The organism is Streptomyces sp. NPDC059909, assembly GCF_042730885.1.
GTDB lineage: Bacteria > Actinomycetota > Actinomycetes > Streptomycetales > Streptomycetaceae > Streptomyces.
This window is the reverse complement of the sequence record NZ_JBHWKX010000014.1, coordinates 87,556-105,595: the sequence shown is the minus strand read 5'-3', so window position 1 is coordinate 105,595 and position 18,040 is coordinate 87,556. Positions and strand designations below refer to the sequence as shown.

The following is an 18,040-nucleotide window of genomic DNA, read 5'->3' as shown; positions in this document are numbered from 1 at the left end:
CTGCTCGACCGGTCACGGTTGTTTAACTCATGAGTAACCCTCGAGCGAGATCAGGGTAGAGCGCCGCGCAGCGCCGCGTAAGAGGCTGTGGGCTGCCGCTTGATAACGAACGGGCCCCCGCGCCGCAGCGCAGGGGCCCGTGGGCCGGATCAGGCAAATGGGGCACTTGGTGCTTCTGAGCCACCCGGCCGCCACCGCTTCGCCACTTCTGCGAAGCTTCTCCGCCGCCCCGCGTCCTTCTTTCGCCCTACTACTTCTTCGCCTTGCCGCCTGCGGAGTCGTCGCTGGAGAGCACCGCGATGAAGGCCTCCTGCGGAACCTCCACAGAACCGACCATCTTCATCCGCTTCTTGCCCTCCTTCTGCTTCTCGAGCAGCTTCCGCTTACGGGAGATGTCACCGCCGTAGCACTTGGCGAGCACGTCCTTGCGGATGGCGCGGATCGTCTCGCGGGCGATGACCCGGGAGCCGATGGCGGCCTGGATGGGCACCTCGAAGGCCTGGCGCGGGATGAGCTCCCTGAGCTTGGCGACGAGCCGTACGCCGTACGCGTACGCCGCGTCCTTGTGGGTGATCGCGGAGAACGCGTCGACCTTGTCGCCGTGCAGCAGGATGTCGACCTTCACCAGCTGGGCGCCCTGCTCGCCGGTGGGCTCGTAGTCGAGCGACGCGTAACCGCGGGTCTTGGACTTCAGCTGGTCGAAGAAGTCGAAGACGATCTCGGCGAGGGGGAGGGTGTAGCGGATCTCGACCCGGTCCTCGGACAGGTAGTCCATGCCGAGCAGCACGCCACGACGGTTCTGGCAGAGCTCCATGATCGAGCCGATGAACTCGCTCGGCGCGAGGATCGTGGCCCGCACGACCGGCTCGAAGACCTCGCTGATCTTGCCTTCGGGGAACTCGCTCGGGTTGGTGACGGTGTGCTCGCTGCCGTCCTCCATGACGACTCGGTAGACCACGTTGGGCGCGGTCGCGATCAGGTCGAGGCCGAACTCGCGCTCGAGCCGCTCACGGATCACATCGAGGTGGAGCAGGCCGAGGAAGCCGACGCGGAAACCGAAGCCGAGGGCCGCGGAGGTCTCCGGCTCGTAGACGAGCGCGGCGTCGTTGAGCTGCAGCTTGTCGAGGGCGTCGCGCAGCTCGGGGTAGTCCGAGCCGTCCAGCGGGTAGAGGCCGGAGAACACCATCGGCTTGGGGTCCTTGTAGCCGCCGAGTGCCTTGGTGGCGCCCTTGTGCAGGGTCGTGATGGTGTCACCGACCTTGGACTGGCGGACGTCCTTCACACCGGTGATGAGGTAGCCGACCTCGCCGACGCCGAGGCCGTCGGCCGGGAGCATCTCCGGCGAGTTGGTGCCGATCTCCAGCAGCTCGTGCGTGGCGCCCGTGGACATCATCCTGATGCGCTCGCGCTTGTTGAGCTGGCCGTCGATGACTCGTACGTACGTGACGACGCCACGGTAGGAGTCGTAGACGGAGTCGAAGATCATCGCGCGGGCCGGGGCGTCCTTGACACCGACCGGGGCGGGGACGTCCTTGACCACTCGGTCGAGCAGGACGTCGACGCCGATGCCGGTCTTGGCCGAGACCTTCAGCACGTCCGAGGGGTCGCAGCCGATGAGGTTCGCGAGCTCCTCGGAGAACTTCTCGGGCTGCGCGGCCGGCAGGTCGATCTTGTTGAGGACCGGGACGATGGTGAGGTCGTTCTCCATCGCGAGGTAGAGATTGGCGAGGGTCTGCGCCTCGATGCCCTGGGCCGCGTCCACCAGCAGGATCGTGCCCTCGCAGGCGGCGAGGGAGCGGGACACCTCGTACGTGAAGTCGACGTGTCCCGGAGTGTCGATCATGTTGAGGATGTGGGTCTTGCCCTGGCCCTCGCCCGTGGTGGGCGCCCAGGGCAGACGTACGGCCTGGGACTTGATCGTGATGCCGCGCTCACGCTCGATGTCCATACGGTCGAGGTACTGGGCGCGCATCTGCCGCTGCTCGACCACACCGGTCAGCTGGAGCATCCGGTCGGCAAGCGTGGACTTGCCGTGGTCGATGTGCGCGATGATGCAGAAGTTGCGGATCAGAGCCGGGTCGGTACGGCTCGGCTCGGGCACATGGGTAGGGGTCGCGGGCACGCAGGGTCCTGATTCTTGAGCGCCGGGCGCTCGTGTCTCGGGTCGATGTCGGACGATGTCGGATCGATACGCAGTCTCCATCGTCCCATGGCCGCGGCCCAGTGCTCGGTTTGGGCCGGTCCGACGGCGGCTGGTAGCCTGGGCAGCTGTGTCTCGTACGCCCTCTCGGCCGCGAGACACACCTCTGAAGATCATCGAACCTGAAAAGGCTCTTTCGTGGCGAACATCAAGTCCCAGATCAAGCGGAACAAGACGAACGAGAAGGCGCGCCTGCGCAACAAGGCCGTCAAGTCGTCGCTCAAGACCGCGATCCGCAAGGCCCGTGAGGCTGCCGCCGCGGGTGACGTCGAGAAGGCCACTGTGGCCGCTCGCGAGGCCTCCCGCAAGCTCGACAAGGCTGTCTCGAAGGGTGTCATCCACAAGAACGCCGCCGCCAACAAGAAGTCGGCGCTGGCTGCCAAGGTTGCCTCCCTCCAGGGCTGAGCTCCTGTTGTAAGCCCGGGGGGCGACCCCCGGACCCCCGGCAGAAACCCCACGGGGTGACACGCCGGACGACTTGATCGCCGGAAAGGACCAGGCGGGCCCTCTCATCCGCCCCCGACCGGCACCCCCGGACTCGCACGCGGCCTGCGTTCGCCACGCGGGTGCGAGTCCAACGTCTTACGTCGAAGGCCCCGGCCTCGTCCTTCCCCAGGACGAGCCCGGGGCCTTCGCCGTCGCGGGGGCCGGTCGGGGGCCGGGTGAGGGCGCGCGGTTGCGCGGGTGCGCGGCCGCGGGCCTCAGGCGGGGAAGCGTAAAGCGGGTGCGGGTACCTTCAGCCCGGGCGGCCGCGGCGCAAGGCCCCCGTGTGGGACCGGGCCTGCGTCGCGACGCGGTGCGGGTACCTCGGCACGGGTGGCCGCGGCGCGAAGCTGCCGCGTCGGGTAGGGGTATCGCCACCCCGATGGTCTGCGAGCGCGGGCTCGGGGGTGCGCAGGCCGGACCGGACCGGCCGAAACCGAGGCCCGGGACCTGGGCCGGGGACTGGGGCGTGGCCGAGCCTGGGGCGGGACCTCGGCCGGGGACTGGGGCGTGGCCGAGGCCGGGACCTGGGCCGGGGCGGGACCTCGGCCGGGGACTGGGACCGTGGCCGGAGCCGGGGGCGGGACCTCGGCCGGGGACTGGGACCGTGGCCGGAGCCGGGGGCGGGACCTCGGCCGGGGACTGGGACCGTGGCCGGAGCCGGGGGCGCAGCCCCCGTCACGTTCAGCGCCGCAGCCGCGCAGCCCTCGCCACCGTCACCACCGCTTTCTCCAGGGCGTACTCCGCATCATCCCCGCCCCCCTTGACCCCCGCGTCCGCCTCGGCCACCGCCCGCAGCGCCATCGCCACCCCGTCCGGCGTCCAGCCACGCATCTGCTGCCGCACCCGGTCGATCTTCCACGGCGGCATCCCCAGCTCGCGCGCGAGGTCGGCCGGCCGGCCGCCCCGCGCCGACGAGAGCTTGCCGATCGCCCGCACGCCCTGCGCCAGCGCGCTGGTGATCAGCACCGGGGCGACCCCGGTCGACAGGGACCACCGCAGCGCCTCCAGCGCCTCCGCGGCACGCCCCTCCACCGCCCGGTCGGCGACCGTGAAGCTCGACGCCTCGGCCCGCCCCGTGTAGTACCGCCCGACGACGGCCTCGTCGATCGTCCCCTCGACGTCCGCGACGAGCTGCGACACCGCGCTCGCCAGCTCCCGCAGATCGCTGCCGATGGAGTCCACCAGCGCCTGGCACGCCTCGGGCGTCGCGGACCGGCCCAGCGCGCGGAACTCGGACCGCACGAACGTCAGCCGCTCCGCCGGCTTCGTCGTCTTCGGGCACGCCACCTCACGCGCGCCGGCCTTGCGCGCCGCGTCCAGCAGGCCCTTGCCCTTCGCCCCGCCCGCGTGCAGCAGGACCAGGGTGATCTCCTCGACCGGCGCACCGAGATACGCCTTGACGTCCTTGATCGTGTCGGCGGACAGATCCTGCGCGTTCCGCACGACGACGACCTTGCGCTCCGCGAAGAGCGAGGGGCTCGTCAGCTCGGCGAGCGTGCCGGGCTGGAGCTGCTCCGGGGCGAGGTCGCGTACGTCCGTGTCGGGGTCGGCGGCCCTGGCGGCCGCGACCACCTGCCGCACGGCACGGTCCAGCAGCAGGTCCTCCTGGCCCACGGCGAGCGTGACGGGGGCGAGGGGATCGTCGTTCGTGTTCTTCCTGGTGGCCATCGCGGTCCAGCATCGCACGGGGCGCTGACACTCCGCGGTGCGCCGTACGGACCCCGGCAGCGCGGCTCCCTACGGCACCTCGCGCCAGCCGTCCCAGCCCGCGACGAACTCGTCCAGTTCGCCCGCGTCGAGGCGGCCCTCCGGGTCCTCGACGACGACCAGCCACTGGGCGTCCTCGGCGTCGTCCTCACCGGCCAGCGCGTCCCGGAACAGCTGGGGCTCCTCGGCCACGCCGAAACGCTCCCCCACGGCCTCCGCAGCCTCCTCCGCGGCGTCGCGATCGGGCAGCACCAGCACATGTCTCACTTCGTCCACCGTCATATTGTGCCGGTCATCGCACGCCCGGCCGACGCACCTCCGGGACCCGGTCCAGCACGAGGCCGAAGTGGTCCCGGTACGCGGCCAGCACCTCCGCGTCGTCCCCGAGCTGCCGCTCCTCCCGCTTCCCGTCCACCGTCGTCACCAGCTTCCTGCCGCTCAGTGTGATCCGGCCTTCCTCGGTGAGCCGGGAGCAGACGAGGGACTGGGTGAAGTGGGAGGCGGGCGAGGTCCGGTGGTACCAGGCACCCGCCTCGAAGTCCGCCAGCGCCCGCGGACGCCGGTCCATCCGGAACTGCGGCTTGCCGTCCCGCAGAACGTCGAGATCCCCGTCGGGCGCCTCGACGATCCGGAACGTCCCCGCCGGGTCGCTCTGCTCTCCCCGCTCCTCCAGCAGGAGGGGGTGGTGGCTGTGGTCGCCGAACCCCACATCGGCCAGCCAGGGGCCCGTTCCGTCCCCGGTCTCCACGCGCAGGGTGAGGTGGTCGTACGGGATGCCGAGCCGTCCGTCCTTCCCGAACACCCGGCCCTGGAGCAGGGTGACGCCGAAGCCCAGCCCACGCAGCAATGCCGCGAAGGCACCGTTGAGTTCGTAGCAGAAGCCGCCGCGGCGCGCTTCCACGACCTTGTCGAGGAGCGGCTTGTCCTCCAGAACCAGGTTCTCGCCCAGATGGATCGAGAGATTCTCGAACGGTACGGCGAGCAGGTGCCGCAGTTGGAGGTCGCGCAGCGCCTCGGCGTCCGCCCGCTCGGGGCGGGTGGCTCCGATGCGGCGGAGGTAGGCGTCGACGGTCTCCGGCGGCGGCAACTGCGGTGCGGCGTCCATGCATGCAGTCTCGCCGGACGTGCACCGATGCGCCATGCGCCACTGGTCCTAGGCCGTTCGGCGGATGGCCCTCCCCCCGCCGCCCGACGCACGCCCGCGCCGTTACATGGATGTCCGTTGCTTGAGTGTCCACAAAGATCGCTCCTCTGGTGATGACGGCGGGCCGGCAAGGGGACAAGCAGGTCGGCCTCCACTCCTGTGCGGTGGTCAGTCGCCGGAGGGGGCCGCACCCCGCGCGACGGCACGCAGTGCCTCGCCCGCTCCCGTCACCGCGATCGCCCCGTCCCGGTCCGTGCGAAGCACGGCCGCCCCCTGGGCCCGCAGCGCGCCGACGGTACGGGGCGACGGATGACCGTACGGGTTGTCACGGCCGCAGGAGATCAGAGCCAGCCGCGGCCGGGTGGCCGCCAGCAGGCCGGGGTGCTGAAAGGCCGAGCCGTGGTGGGCGACCTTGAGGACGTCCACCGGCGGCAATGCCGGGTAGGCCCGTATCAGTCCCTGCTGGGCAGGCGGTTCGACATCTCCCAGGAGGAGCAGCGAGGGACCGTCCACGGCCCGGACGAACAGCACGACGCTCGCGTCGTTCGGCCCTTCCGGCGGTGGCCCCGGCCCTGCCGTCGGCCACAGCACCCGCCAGTCCAGCCGCCCCACTCGGCGCCGCTCCCCCGGCGCCGCGCGGACGACCGGGACCCCGGCCGCCGCTGCCGTGCGGCGTACGAACGCCGCCTGGTCGTAAGGCTCTTCGAGCGTCGTCGTCTGTACCGCGCCCACAGCCCGGCCACGCAGCGCACCGGACAGTCCGGCCACGTGGTCGGCGTGAAAGTGCGTGAGCAGCAGGAGCGGGATGCGCGTGACGCCCAGCTCGCGCAGGCAACGGTCGGTGAGCAGCGGGTCAGGACCGGCGTCCACGACCACGGCTGTGCCCTCCCCTGCCGCGAGCACCATGGCATCGCCCTGCCCCACGTCGCACATCGCGAACGTCCAACCCGGCGGCGGCCATCCGACGACGACCCGGGTGAGCGGCGCGGGACGCACCACCGCCAGCAGAAACAGCAGGACACAGACGGCGGCCGGCCAGGGGCGGCGGGCCAGCGCCCGCGCGGCCAGGACCGCCGGCACGCTGACCGCGGCGAGCAGCAAGCCGCCGCGCCAGCCACCCGGCCAGTCCACCTGGGCGCCGGGCAGCGCCGCGCCGGCCCGGGCGACCCCGGCGATCCACTCGGCAGGCCAGCCCGCACACCGCGCCACCACCTCGGCGACCGGCATCGCCACCGGAGCCAGGGCGAGCGCAGCGAAGCCCAGGACCGTGGTGGGCGCGACCGCGAGCTCGGCGAACAGGTTGCAGGGGATCGCCACGAGACTGACCCGCGCCGCGAACACGGCCACCACTGGGGCGCACAACACCTGCGCCGAAGCGGCCGCGGCCAGCGCCTCCGCCGGCCGCCCCGGCATCCCGCGCCGGCGCAGTGCCTCGCTCCATCGCGGTGCGACGGTCAGCAGGGCGGTCGTGGCCAGCACGGACAGCAGAAAGCCATAGGTGCGGGCCAGCCCCGGGTCGTACAGCACGAGCAGCAGCACGGCCCCGGCCAGCGCCGGAAGCAGCGATCTGCGGCGGCCCGTCCCGACAGCGAGCAGGGTGATCAGCCCGCAGGCCGCTGCCCTCAGCACACTCGGGTCGGGTCTGCACAGCACCACGAAAGCGATCGTGAGCGCCCCGCCGAGCAGCGCCGTCGCCCGGAGCGAGATACCCAACCGGGGCGCCAGCCCGCCGCGTTCCGCCCGCAGGGCCGTGCCGGGAGGGCCGATGAGCAGAAACAGCACAACCGTGAGGTTGCTGCCCGAGACAGCCAGCAGATGAGTGAGGTCCGTCGCCTGGAAGGCGGCGTACAGCTCGGGCCCGATCCCGGAGGTGTCGCCGACGACCAGCCCCGGGAGCAGTGCGCGGGCATCCGGTTCGAGTCCGTCGGTCGCGCGACGGAGCCCGGCGCGCAGCTTCCCCGCCCTCCGCTGCATCGCCGACGGTGGTCCGACGACACGGGGCGGTCCGGCGCCCTGCACTCTGAGGACGGCGGCGAACCTGCCGTCCCCCTCCAGCGGTGGCTCCGACCGCGCGGTCAGGCGCAGCCGGGTCGAGGGCAACAGCCGTGACCATTCCCCGGCCGACGCACCCGGCCTCGCGATCACGAGGACCGGTGCCCGGGTGGCGACGGCGGACCCGTCGGGCCCGGTCACCCTCGTGACCTGCGCGTCCAGCGCGACCGCTGCTCCCGTCATGTGATCGCCCCGGACGCGCGGCCGGATCGTGCGCGGATCGCCCGTGACCGTCAACTCCCCGGTGATGCGGCTGTACTGGCGCGCTGCCTCCGGCACAGGGCCCCGGTACAGATCGGCTCCGCGCAGCCCGCCCGCCGCCGTCCCCGCGGCGGCGCACAGGAGCACGGCGGCCGCCGCGACGCGGTTGCCGGAGCCAGGCCGAGACCGCCCTCGAACAGCGCGCACCACCAGGGGCGCAAGGAGCAGCCCGGACGTGGCGAGGCACAGCACCACCACCGCCGCAGGCCAGGGTGGTCGAGCAGTCAGGGCGAAGGCGGCCGCGCCCCATGCCGCCAGTGCGGGCAGGACCAGACGGAGGTCGACCGGGCCCTCCTGCCTGGGGTCGGACGCGCCGAGGCGATGCCCGGCCGCGGTGTGAACCTCCGGGCGCGTCATGGCCGTACCAAGGGCTGGAGGTCCGCGAACCGGCGGTCGCCGATCCCGTTGACCTCGCGGAGCTCGTCCACGGAACGGAAACCGCCGTGCTCGGTGCGGTAGTCGACGATGTGCTGGGCGAGCACCGGGCCGACGCCCGGGAGGGTGTCGAGCTGCTCGACCGTCGCGGAGTTCAGGCTCACCGGCCCCGCGGCCGGTCCGGCCGGAGCACCGCCCGCTTGGCCGGCAGCGGGGACGCCGAGCGCCGGCGGGGCGCCGACCACCACCTGCTCGCCGTCCATGAGCACCCGTGCCCGGTTGAGCCCGGTGATGTCCGTCCCGGCCTTGACGCCGCCCGCCGCGCGCAGGGCGTCGGCGACCCGCGAACCGGCGGGCAGCCGGAGCACTCCTGGCCTCCGCACCTTGCCGCTCACATCGACGACGATCCGCGCCCCGGGGCCGGCCGTGGGCGGCTGTCCGGGCGAGGGCTCCGGCTCCGGCCCGACGGGCGCAGCCGGGGCAGGACGGTCCTCCCGGACCAGCTCCGGGGCACGCACCGGCTCCGGTCGGCCTGCCCAGAAGTGCTGCACGGCGAACCCCACGGCCACCACGAGGACGACCGCCAGCGCGGCCAGTGTCCTCGGCTCCAGCCCGCATCTGAGCTGGATCCACAGCGGCAGTCGCTCCCGCAGCGCGAGCCGTCCGCGCTCGCGCGCCGACAGCTCGGGCGCGGACGGAACCGGCTCCTCCCGCTCGGGCGCGGACGGAACCGGCTCCTCCCGCTCGGGCGCGGACGAGCCCGTCCCCTCCCGCTCGGACACGAGCGGGAGGGGACCCGACCGCGGCCCCATCGTCGTCGCACCAGGGCGTCCAGGCGCTCCCGGCGGCCCTCCGACAGGCGCGTCCACCAGCCCCGTGCCATCGGCGGGGGCGGCCACAGCGCCCGGCGTCCGAAACAGTGCGTCCGCACGTCGGCGCAGGGCCACAGCCGATCCCGACTGCGACGATCGCGAGCGACGCGGCGACCGCGGCGGCGGCAGGTCCGACGACGGCAGGTCCGACGACGGCAACGGCGACAGGTTCGACGGCGGGGTCGCTGACGGGGCCGACGAGGCGGATGCCGGGCGTCGTCGTCGCCCTGACCGCAGCAGCCGTCTGCTGCCACGGACACGGCCGTCCGAGGCCGGGGCACGGCCCGGGCCACTCGTCGCGGAGCGTGATCGGTAGGTCATGCCCCACGACGTTAGGCACATCCGCCCAGGCCCGCCGAGCAGCGTCAATTCCTGTGGATGGCCGACCCGTTGTGGACAACTCCGTCACCCACCGGAGCGAATCAGCGAGGTGAGACCACAGCCCCGAGGAGCCCAGGGCCCGTGTGGGCCCCGATCACGGCGCCGACCTCGCTTACGTGCAGTTCCGCGAGGTTGGGCACCCGTTCGCGGAGCCGCTCCGCCAGGGTGGACGCGCGCTCCGGCGCGGCGAGGTGGTGCACCGCGATGTCGACCCGGCCCGCTCCCGCGCATTCGGTGACGATCTCCTCGAGGCGGGCGATCGCCTTCGACGCCGTACGGACCTTCTCGAGCAGCTCGATCCGTCCACCGTCGAGCTGAAGCAGAGGCTTCACGGCGAGCGCCGAGCCGAGCAGCGCCTGGGCCGCGCCGATGCGGCCGCCGCGGCGCAGATAGTCGAGGGTGTCGACGTAGAAGTATGCGGACGTGCGTGCGGCCCGCTTCTCGGCGGCGGCCACCGCCTCGTCCAGCGTGCCGCCTGCGTCCGCCGCCTCCGCCGCGGCGAGCGCGCAGAAGCCGAGGGCCATCGCGACCATGCCGGTGTCCACGACCCGCACCGGCACGGGCGCCTCACGCGCAGCCAGCACAGCCGCGTCGTAGGTGCCGGAGAACTCGGAGGACAGATGCAGTGAAACGATTTCTGTCGCGCCGGCCTCGGCCGCCGCCCGGTAAGCCGCGGCGAACGTCTCGGTGCTCGGACGCGACGTGGTGACGGGACGCCGTTTCTGCAGCGCGAGCGCGAGCGAGCGGGCCGAGATCTCGGTGCCCTCCTCGAGGGCCTGATCGCCCAGCACGACGGTCAGCGGTACCGCCGTGATGCCATGGCGCTCCATTGCCTGTGGCGGCAAGTAGGCCGTGGAATCGGTGACGATCGCGACATGGCGGGACATGAGCGGGAGGTTACCCGCAGGGGGCGCCGCACGGCAGCCCGACCCCACGCTCCCGATCGGTTCCGCTCCGCGGATGCCTCCGCCTCGAGCAGGTCGGAACCGGCCTCCGAGCCCGGCTCACAGCCGTCCACTTACCCTCAGCTTGGCTCGGACACGCATTCCGTTTCTGCAACTCGCCGACGTATCTGCCGACTTTGCGCGGCGCGTAGCGGCCTCGCCGCCCGTGCCGTTGGGCTCCCCCGCCTCCCGGCGTCGTCGTGCTCCCCCGCGCCCCGCCGTCCCGCGGGTTCGTCAGTTCGTCGTCTCCGGGCGCGCCGTCTTCTGCCACGAGTACGTCGACGGCTGACGCGGATCGCGCGCCGTGATCGCCTGCGGACCCGGTGCGTCGGCCTCGGGCTCCGCCGCCCGCGCCTGCGCCGCGTCCGATGCCGGTGCCGGTGCCGTACCAGAAGCCGGTTCCGAGACCGGGTACACCGGCTCGGCCCCCGACGCGGGTCCCGCACCCGAGGCAGCGCCCCAGGCCTCCTCCGCCGCCCAGTCCGGTTCGGTCCGCGACCAGTGCCGCAGCGCGCCCGCCTCCACGTCGATCTGCGCGCTCAGCGCCGTCAGGTCGTCCTCTGCGAACGCCCGCGCCCGGTCCCTGGCCGCCCACCGCAGCGACTCCGCGGAGTGCGTGATCCGCTCCACCCGCTCGCGCAGCTCCGGCAGCCGCTCGACGACCCGGCTCCGGTCGGGTTCACGCTCCAGCCGCCTCAGCTCGTCGTCCAGGTCGCGCCCGTGCACGCTGAGCCGCTGGAAGAGGCCCACCGATTCCTTCAGCGACGCGTCCTCGGCCACACCCACGGTCAGCGCGTCCTGCGTGGCCTTCATCGACGTCCGCAGATGCAGCCGCAGCTGTGCCAGCTCACCGGCCACGCCGGCCTGCCCGAGGCTCTTCGCCCGCAGTGTCGTGTCCTCGACGGTGCGCCGGGCCTGGGTGATCGTCCGGTCCACACCGCGCTTGGCCGCACCGATCACCTTGACGCTCGCATACACCCCGAGCGCCACGAAGGCGACGAAGAGCAGCGCCAGGACGAGGATTACTTCCATGGGGGCGCCCTCCGGACTCGTGGGCCAGCAGCCCGTGCGGTGTCTTCCTCCACCGTAAACGCAATGGGCAGGCCGAGGGTTCCAGAGGAACCCCCAACCTGCCCGTAGGGGGTAACCCCCATGAGGCCGTTAAGCGGGGACGATGTTCACCAGCTTCGGCGCCCGCACGATCACCTTCCGGATCCCCGCGCCGCCCAGCGCGGCGGCGACCGACACGTCACCCAGTGCCAGCGCCTCCAGCTCCGCGTCCGTGATCGACGGGGAGACCTCCAGGCGCGCCTTGACCTTGCCCTTGATCTGCACGACGCACGTCACGGTCTCGTCCACGACGTACGCCGGGTCGGCGACCGGGAAGTCCTGGTGCACCACGGAGTCGGTGTGCCCCAGCCGGCGCCACAGCTCCTCGGCGATGTGCGGCGCCAGCGGTGCCACCAGCAGGACCAGCCGCTCCGCGACCGACCGGGCGACCGGGCCGCCCGTCTTCGTCAGGTGGTTGTTCAGCTCGGTGATCTTGGCGATGGCGGTGTTGAAGCGCATCGCCTCCATGTCCTGGCCGACACCGTCGATGGCCTTGTGCAGCGCGCGCAGCGTCGCCTCGTCCGGCTCGTCGTCCACGACGGTGACCTCGCCGGTCGTCTCGTCGACGACGTTCCGCCACAGGCGCTGCAGCAGCCGGTACTGGCCGACGACCGCGCGGGTGTCCCACGGCCGGGAGACGTCCAGGGGGCCCATGGCCATCTCGTACAACCGCAGCGTGTCGGCGCCGTACTCCGCGGCGATCTCGTCGGGAGTGACGGCGTTCTTCAGGGACTTGCCCATCTTGCCCAGCTCGCGCTTGACCGGCTCGCCGTCGAAGTAGAACTTGCCGTCCTGCTCCTCGGCCTCCGCGGCCGGCACCGGGAAGCCGCGGCCGTCCCGGTAGACGTAGGCCTGGATCATGCCCTGGTTGTACAGCTTGTGGAACGGCTCGGCGGACGAGACGTGCCCCAGGTCGAACAGCACCTTGGACCAGAAGCGGGCGTACAGCAGGTGCAGTACGGCGTGCTCGGCGCCGCCCACGTACAGGTCGACGCCGCCGTGCGGCCGGCCGTCGCGCGGGCCCATCCAGTACTGCTCGATCCCGGGGTCGACCAGCTTCGACTCGTTGTGCGGGTCCAGGTAGCGCAGCTCGTACCAGCACGAACCGGCCCAGTTCGGCATGGTGTTGGTCTCGCGGCGGTACGTCTTCACACCGTCACCCAGGTCCAGCTCGACGTTGACCCAGTCCTCGTTGCGGGACAGCGGGGTCTCGGGCTGGGTGTCGGCATCGTCGGGGTCGAACGTCCGCGGCGAGTAGTCGTCGACCTCCGGCAGCTCCAGCGGCAGCATCGACTCGGGCAGCGCGTGGGCGACACCGTCCTCGTCGTAGACGATCGGGAAGGGCTCGCCCCAGTAGCGCTGCCGGCTGAACAGCCAGTCACGCAGGCGGAAGTTGATGGTTCCCTCGCCGATGCCGCGCCCGGTCAGCCACTCGGTGATCTTCGCCTTGGCCTCGGTGACCCCCAGGCCGTCCAGCGAGATCTCGTCGTTCGAGGAGTTGATAGCCGGTCCCTGACCGGTGTAGGCCTCGCCCTCCCAGCCCTCCGGCGGCTGCACCGTACGGATGATGGGCAGGCCGAAGGCCTCGGCGAACTCCCAGTCGCGCTCGTCCTGGCCGGGGACGGCCATGATGGCCCCGGTGCCGTAGCCCATCAGGACGTAGTCGGCGACGAAGACCGGGATCCGGGCGCCGGTGACGGGGTTCAGCGCGTACGCGCCGGTGAAGACGCCCGTCTTGTCCTTGTGCTCGGTCTGCCGCTCGACATCGCTCTTGGTCTGCGCCTGCTTGCGGTACTCGGCGACGGCCTCGGCCGGGGTCGCGGCACCGCCCGTCCAGGCGTCCCTGACGTCCTGCGGGATCCCCTGGGGCCATTCGGCGGGCAGGATCGAGTCGATCAGGCCGTGCTCGGGCGCCAGAACCATGTAGGTGGCGCCGAACAGCGTGTCGGGGCGGGTGGTGAAGACCGTGATCCGCTCGTCGTCGTGGCCCTCGACCGTGAAGTTGACGCGCGCGCCCTCGCTGCGGCCGATCCAGTTGCGCTGCTGCAGCTTGATCGCCTCGGGCCAGTCCAGCGCGTCCAGGTCGTCCAGCAGCCGGTCGGCGTAGGCGGTGATGCGCATGTTCCACTGGCGCAGATTGGCCTTGAAGACGGGGAAGTTGCCACGCTCGGAGCGGCCGTCGGCGGTGACTTCCTCGTTCGCCAGGACGGTGCCCAGCCCGGGGCACCAGTTGACGGGAGCGTCGGAGGCGTAGGCCAGGCGGTACTCACCCAGCACATCGGCGCGCTCGACGGCGCTCAGCTCACTCCAGGGGCGCCCGGAGGGCGTCGCGCGCTCCCCGCTCTCGAACTGCGGCACCAGGTCGGCGATCGGACGGGCCTTCTTCGCCTCGTCGTCGTACCAGGAGTTGAAGATCTGCAGGAAGATCCACTGGGTCCACTTGTAGTAGTCCGGGTCGATCGTGGCGAACGACCGGCGCTTGTCGTGGCCCAGACCCAGCCGGCGCAGCTGGACCTTCATGTTCTCGATGTTGGCCTCGGTGGAGACCCGCGGGTGCGTGCCGGTCTGGACGGCGTACTGCTCGGCGGGCAGGCCGAAGGCGTCGAAGCCCAGGGTGTGCAGGACGTTGTGGCCGGTCATCCGCTGGTACCGGGCGTAGACATCGGTCGCGATGTAGCCCAGCGGGTGTCCGACGTGCAGGCCCGCGCCCGAGGGGTACGGGAACATGTCCATGATGAACTTCTTGGGGCGGGCGACGACGGCCGGGTCACCGGCCAGGTCACCGCTCGGGTTGGGCGCCTCGTACGTGCCGTCGGCGTCCCAGAAGTCCTGCCAGCGTGCCTCGATATCGGCGGCCATGGCCGCCGTGTAGCGGTGCGGTGCGGCCACCTCGGCAGAGGGGGCCCCACCCGAGCCGAAGGCTGCGGGGGAGGAATTCGTCTCGCTCATGATCCCTAAAGCTCCATCGATCGTCTCTGCCAGCGTTTCCGGAACGGGCTGTGCCCACAAACAAAAGGACCCCTCGCACAGGAGGGGACGCCGCGCCGATTCCGACCGGACGATTCACCGGTCGGGACTGATCAGCGCGGCCCGCTAAGCAGAAGGCGTACGGCACGCATGGCGTCAGGGTACCGCAGGGCCGGTACGGGCCGCATCGAGCGTCCATGCGCCGGAGACGAACGCAATACGGCCACGACGTGAACGCGATCCGACTCCGAGCGAACACGATCGGGCCCGTTCCCCCCTCCGGGTTACTCGGCGTATCGACCCTATCCGGGGCAACCCCGGAGTCAGTCGCCGGTCACCCTCACCACTAAACGAGCAAACCTCGTACTGCCCGGTATGGCTCGACCTAGCATGCGAACCACGGGACCGCTTTCCCGCACCATTCGGAGTCGCCCCCATGAACCCTCATCGCAAGATCCGTTCGTCGCCCGGTCCGAATCCAGGCCTGAGCAAGCAGGTGCAGGGCGGACTGAGTGCCGCCGCTCTCGTGCTCCTCCCCCTGCTCGCCATCGGCGGAAGTGACGGATTCCGCGCCGCGCTCGACTTCACCACCGGAGTTCTCTCCCTGGTATCACTCACGGCCTCGGTCGCCTGGGGTCTGATAGCCACCGACCGATTGCTGCTCTCCACCCGCCACCGGCTGCTCGCCCAGGGCATCCACCGGGCAACCGCGGTTGCCTCACTCGGTTTTCTCCTGTTGCACGGCACGGTCAAGGTCTCGCTCGGGCACGTCGAGCTGCTCGGCGCACTGATCCCGTTCGGCCTCGGTGTCACCGGTACGTCCGGCCTCATCGGTTTCGGTTCCCTCGCCGGACTGCTGATGGTGATCGCCGGCTCGACGGGCGCCGCGCGCAGCGCGCTCGCGGGCAACATCCGGACCGCCGCCCGCTGGCGGGCCCTGCACATGCTCGCGTACCCCGCATGGTGCTCGGCGCTGGTGCACGGCCTCTACACGGGTCGCCCCGCGGCCACCTGGGTGGTCGTCATGTACTGCCTCGCCCTGACCGGTGTCGCCACCGCCGTCGCCCTGCGGCTGCTGCCGCCCCAGACGCAGCGGCGCATCGCCGAGCGGCTCATCGCCCTGGTGGGGTCCGGCGGCCGCCCTGCCGAGGCCCCCGAGCAGGCGCTGCGCGACCTGTCGGTCGCTCCTCTGCCCGGCACCTCGGCCGACGCGTCGCAGCCCCAGTACGAGCGCGAGTTCCCGCGGCGGCGTCCGGCCGGCCCGGACGAACCACTGGGCAGGCCGATCGGTCAGCCGCTCGGGGCCCCCATGGGGCAGCCACTGGCCCCGCCGCGCGGAGAGCCCCGGCGCATCGCCGCTCCCGCCCCGCCCCTCTACGAGGCGGCACCGCCCCCGTCCGCCGAGCCTGCCGCGACCGCGGGCGCCTTCTCCGGAGCCGCCCCGGTCGCCGGCGGGCCGCTGTCCGGCGAAGGGCCCGGCACCGGGATCTCCGCCGCCTACCGCGCCGTCTCCCTGGCGGGTGAGACCGCTTCCCGTACGGCACGAGCAGCGGCCCGTACGCCAGGGGCGGCACCTGCGCCCTCGGGCGAGATCCCCCTCGCCGAGCGCATCCCCATGACCGAGGAGCTCCCCGTGGTGGACGAATCCGGTCCCCGCCCCGAGTTCTGGCCGACACCTTCCCCGCCGCCCCCCGGACAGGCGTTCCCCCCGCCGGCCGCGTCCACGCGATACGAGACGGGCGTCCCCTACGAGACCGGCCCCACGCCCCTGTACGCCGACCCGTACGACCCGGGGTCGGCGTCCGCGTACGGCAGCGGCGCCGCCACCGGCGGCTACGACGGCGTGACACCTACCTCCCCGCTTCCCCGCCCGCTCGACGACACCCAGCCGTCGCCCGGCCCCCTCTATCCGCCCCCGGCCGGGGAACCCTGGAACGCACCCGCAGGAGACCGACCGTGAACACCCCCCTCCCCGACGTCCCCGAAGTCCGCGTCGTCGGCCTCCCCCAGCTGACCCAGGGCTTCGATCTGGTCGAGCGCCTCGACCTCTCCATGCACCTGAAGGTGCACGGACCGCTCGAACCCGTGACCGGAGAGCTGCTCGCCCAGCTCGCCGAGGGCATATCCCTGCGGGGGCGCGGCGGCGCCGGCTTCCCCTTCGGCCAGAAACTGCGGGCCGTGGCCAAGGCGTCGATCCGGCGCGGGGTGCGGCCCGTCGTCGTGATCAACGGCAGTGAGGGCGAGCCGGCCTGCCGCAAGGACACCGTTCTGCTCAACCGGGCGCCGCATCTCATCCTCGACGGCGCCCTGCTGGCGGCCGAGGCGCTGGGCGCCCGCACGCTGATCGTGGCGGTGACCCGTAACTCCACGGAGATCTCCATGCGCGCGGCTCTCGCCGAACGGGGACTGTCGGACCGGCGCGGCCAGCAGCTGCGCGCGCGGGTGCAGCGCAACCCCGAGCGCATGGTCTCCGGGGAGGCATCAGCGGTCATCCGGGCCATCGGCGGCGGCCCCGCGCTGCCCCCGGGCCGCCGCGAGCGAGCATCGGACTCGGGCGTCGCCGGGGCGCCGACGCTCCTGTCGAACGCGGAGACGTTCGCGCAGCTGGCCATCGCCGCCCGTATCGGCGCGCGCCGGTACAGCCACACGGGCCTGGAGAACGAGCCGGGCACAGTGATGCTGACGGTCTCCGGTGCGGTCGCGCGCCCCATGGTCATCGAAGTGCCGACCGGTGTGCCGATGCGATACGTGCTCCAGCTCGCGGGCGCTCCGCCGGTCCCCCAGGGTGTGCTGACCGGTGGCTACCACGGCAACTGGATCGACGCCGCCGCCACGCACGATGCCGTGATCTCGCGGGAGTCGCTGGCCAACGTGGGCGGCTCGCTGGGCGCTGGTGCGATCCTGCCGATCGGCCCGGACACCTGCCCCCTCGGTGAGGCGCAGCGCGTGGCCAACTGGCTCGCGGCCGAGACGGCCGGCCAGTGCGGTCCCTGCAAGCTTGGTCTGCCGGCGGCTGCGGGCGGACTGTCCGACGTGATCAACGGCGGCGGACCGGCCGCCCTGGAGGCGCTGCGCGAGGTGACGCAGGCGGTGAAGGGGCGTGGCGCCTGCAAGCACCCCGACGGCTCGGCACGCTTCTTCGCCTCGACCCTGTCGGCGTTCACGGACGACCTCGCCGCGCACGTCCTGCACGGCGGCTGCGGCCGCGAGACGATCGGGGTGCTGCCGCTGCCCGTTCCCGGCTACCAGGACGCGGAGGAGTCCATCCCGAGCGGTGAGAAGCTCGCCGTGGACTGGACGCTCTGCCAGGGCCACGGGATCTGCGCGGAGATCGTCCCCGAGCTGATCCGCATGGGCGCCGACGGGTACCCCTCGGTGGCCGAGGCCTCGGTGCCGATGCACCTGCGCGGGCGTGCACAGCGTGCGGTGCGCCGCTGCCCGGCGCTCGCGCTCCGCATCGAGCAGGCGCCGTCCGAGCGCCCGGCGTTGCCGAGCAGCAACCGCAAGGCCCTTGGCAGCGGCCGGGGTTGACGGGAGACGC

Annotated in this window: 12 protein-coding genes; 3 read left to right on the top strand and 9 right to left on the bottom strand. The window is 72.2% G+C overall.

The annotated features are described in order from the left end of the window. Positions 1-250: 250 nt before the first annotated feature. On the bottom strand, positions 251-2,122 hold the full coding sequence (gene lepA, locus ACFV9O_RS12910; RefSeq protein WP_385416212.1) for a translation elongation factor 4: 1,872 nt from the start codon (positions 2,120-2,122) through the stop codon (positions 251-253). Positions 2,123-2,338: 216 nt separating this feature from the next. Here lepA and rpsT point away from each other — a divergent pair, with 216 nt between their 5' ends. After that, the gene (gene rpsT, locus ACFV9O_RS12905) at positions 2,339-2,605 is read left to right on the top strand and encodes a 30S ribosomal protein S20 (protein WP_385416209.1); all 267 of its coding nucleotides are present in this window, start codon (positions 2,339-2,341) and stop codon (positions 2,603-2,605) included. Between the two features lie 762 nt (positions 2,606-3,367). Here rpsT and holA read toward each other — a convergent pair. From holA to leuS, 8 genes are all read right to left on the bottom strand, one after another. Then, positions 3,368-4,354: a DNA polymerase III subunit delta gene (gene holA, locus ACFV9O_RS12900; RefSeq protein WP_385416207.1), complete on the bottom strand. Its 987-nt coding sequence runs from the start codon at positions 4,352-4,354 to the stop codon at positions 3,368-3,370. A gap of 69 nt (positions 4,355-4,423) precedes the next feature. After that, the gene (locus ACFV9O_RS12895; protein WP_385416205.1) at positions 4,424-4,669 is read right to left on the bottom strand and encodes a hypothetical protein; all 246 of its coding nucleotides are present in this window, start codon (positions 4,667-4,669) and stop codon (positions 4,424-4,426) included. A 16-nt stretch (positions 4,670-4,685) separates the two neighbouring features. After that, entirely contained in the window at positions 4,686-5,498 is an 813-nt protein-coding gene (locus ACFV9O_RS12890; RefSeq protein ID WP_385416202.1) for an arylamine N-acetyltransferase, read from the bottom strand. Positions 5,499-5,705: 207 nt separating this feature from the next. Next, positions 5,706-8,207 carry a ComEC/Rec2 family competence protein gene (locus ACFV9O_RS12885; RefSeq protein ID WP_385416199.1) on the bottom strand — a complete coding sequence of 834 codons (2,502 nt, stop codon included), beginning with the start codon at positions 8,205-8,207 and terminating at the stop codon, positions 5,706-5,708. After that, positions 8,204-9,007 carry a helix-hairpin-helix domain-containing protein gene (locus tag ACFV9O_RS12880; protein ID WP_385416197.1) on the bottom strand — a complete coding sequence of 268 codons (804 nt, stop codon included), beginning with the start codon at positions 9,005-9,007 and terminating at the stop codon, positions 8,204-8,206. Before ACFV9O_RS12880 ends, ACFV9O_RS12885 begins: the two co-directional genes overlap by 4 nt. A 512-nt stretch (positions 9,008-9,519) precedes the next feature. Continuing rightward, complete coding sequence (locus ACFV9O_RS12875; RefSeq protein WP_385416195.1) at positions 9,520-10,365, bottom strand: DegV family protein; 846 nt, start codon at positions 10,363-10,365, stop codon at positions 9,520-9,522. 291 nt (positions 10,366-10,656) lie between these two features. Beyond that, on the bottom strand, positions 10,657-11,454 hold the full coding sequence (locus ACFV9O_RS12870) for a hypothetical protein (protein ID WP_385416194.1): 798 nt from the start codon (positions 11,452-11,454) through the stop codon (positions 10,657-10,659). 129 nt (positions 11,455-11,583) lie between these two features. Then, positions 11,584-14,481, bottom strand: coding sequence for a leucine--tRNA ligase (gene leuS / locus ACFV9O_RS12865; RefSeq protein WP_385416191.1), 2,898 nt, complete (start codon positions 14,479-14,481; stop codon positions 11,584-11,586). 454 nt (positions 14,482-14,935) lie between these two features. On the opposite strand from leuS, the gene ACFV9O_RS12860 reads away from it, so the two are divergent. Together ACFV9O_RS12860 and ACFV9O_RS12855 are read left to right on the top strand one after the other, a co-directional pair. Beyond that, positions 14,936-16,459, top strand: a complete 1,524-nt coding sequence (locus tag ACFV9O_RS12860) for a hypothetical protein (protein ID WP_385416189.1) — start codon at positions 14,936-14,938, stop codon at positions 16,457-16,459. Continuing rightward, positions 16,456-18,030: an NADH-ubiquinone oxidoreductase-F iron-sulfur binding region domain-containing protein gene (locus ACFV9O_RS12855; RefSeq protein WP_385416187.1), complete on the top strand. Its 1,575-nt coding sequence runs from the start codon at positions 16,456-16,458 to the stop codon at positions 18,028-18,030. Before ACFV9O_RS12860 ends, ACFV9O_RS12855 begins: the two co-directional genes overlap by 4 nt. Positions 18,031-18,040 lie beyond the last annotated feature (10 nt).

Excerpts from the sequence above, each read along its gene's own strand:
- holA (WP_385416207.1), bottom strand. The coding sequence starts at position 4,354 with ATGGCCACCAGGAAGAACACGAACGACGATCCCCTCGCCCCCGTCACG.
- ACFV9O_RS12885 (WP_385416199.1), bottom strand. The coding sequence starts at position 8,207 with ATGACGCGCCCGGAGGTTCACACCGCGGCCGGGCATCGCCTCGGCGCG.
- ACFV9O_RS12860 (WP_385416189.1), top strand. The coding sequence starts at position 14,936 with ATGAACCCTCATCGCAAGATCCGTTCGTCGCCCGGTCCGAATCCAGGC.
- leuS (WP_385416191.1), bottom strand. The coding sequence starts at position 14,481 with ATGAGCGAGACGAATTCCTCCCCCGCAGCCTTCGGCTCGGGTGGGGCC.
- ACFV9O_RS12890 (WP_385416202.1), bottom strand. The coding sequence starts at position 5,498 with ATGGACGCCGCACCGCAGTTGCCGCCGCCGGAGACCGTCGACGCCTAC.
- ACFV9O_RS12875 (WP_385416195.1), bottom strand. The coding sequence starts at position 10,365 with ATGTCCCGCCATGTCGCGATCGTCACCGATTCCACGGCCTACTTGCCG.
- ACFV9O_RS12870 (WP_385416194.1), bottom strand. The coding sequence starts at position 11,454 with ATGGAAGTAATCCTCGTCCTGGCGCTGCTCTTCGTCGCCTTCGTGGCG.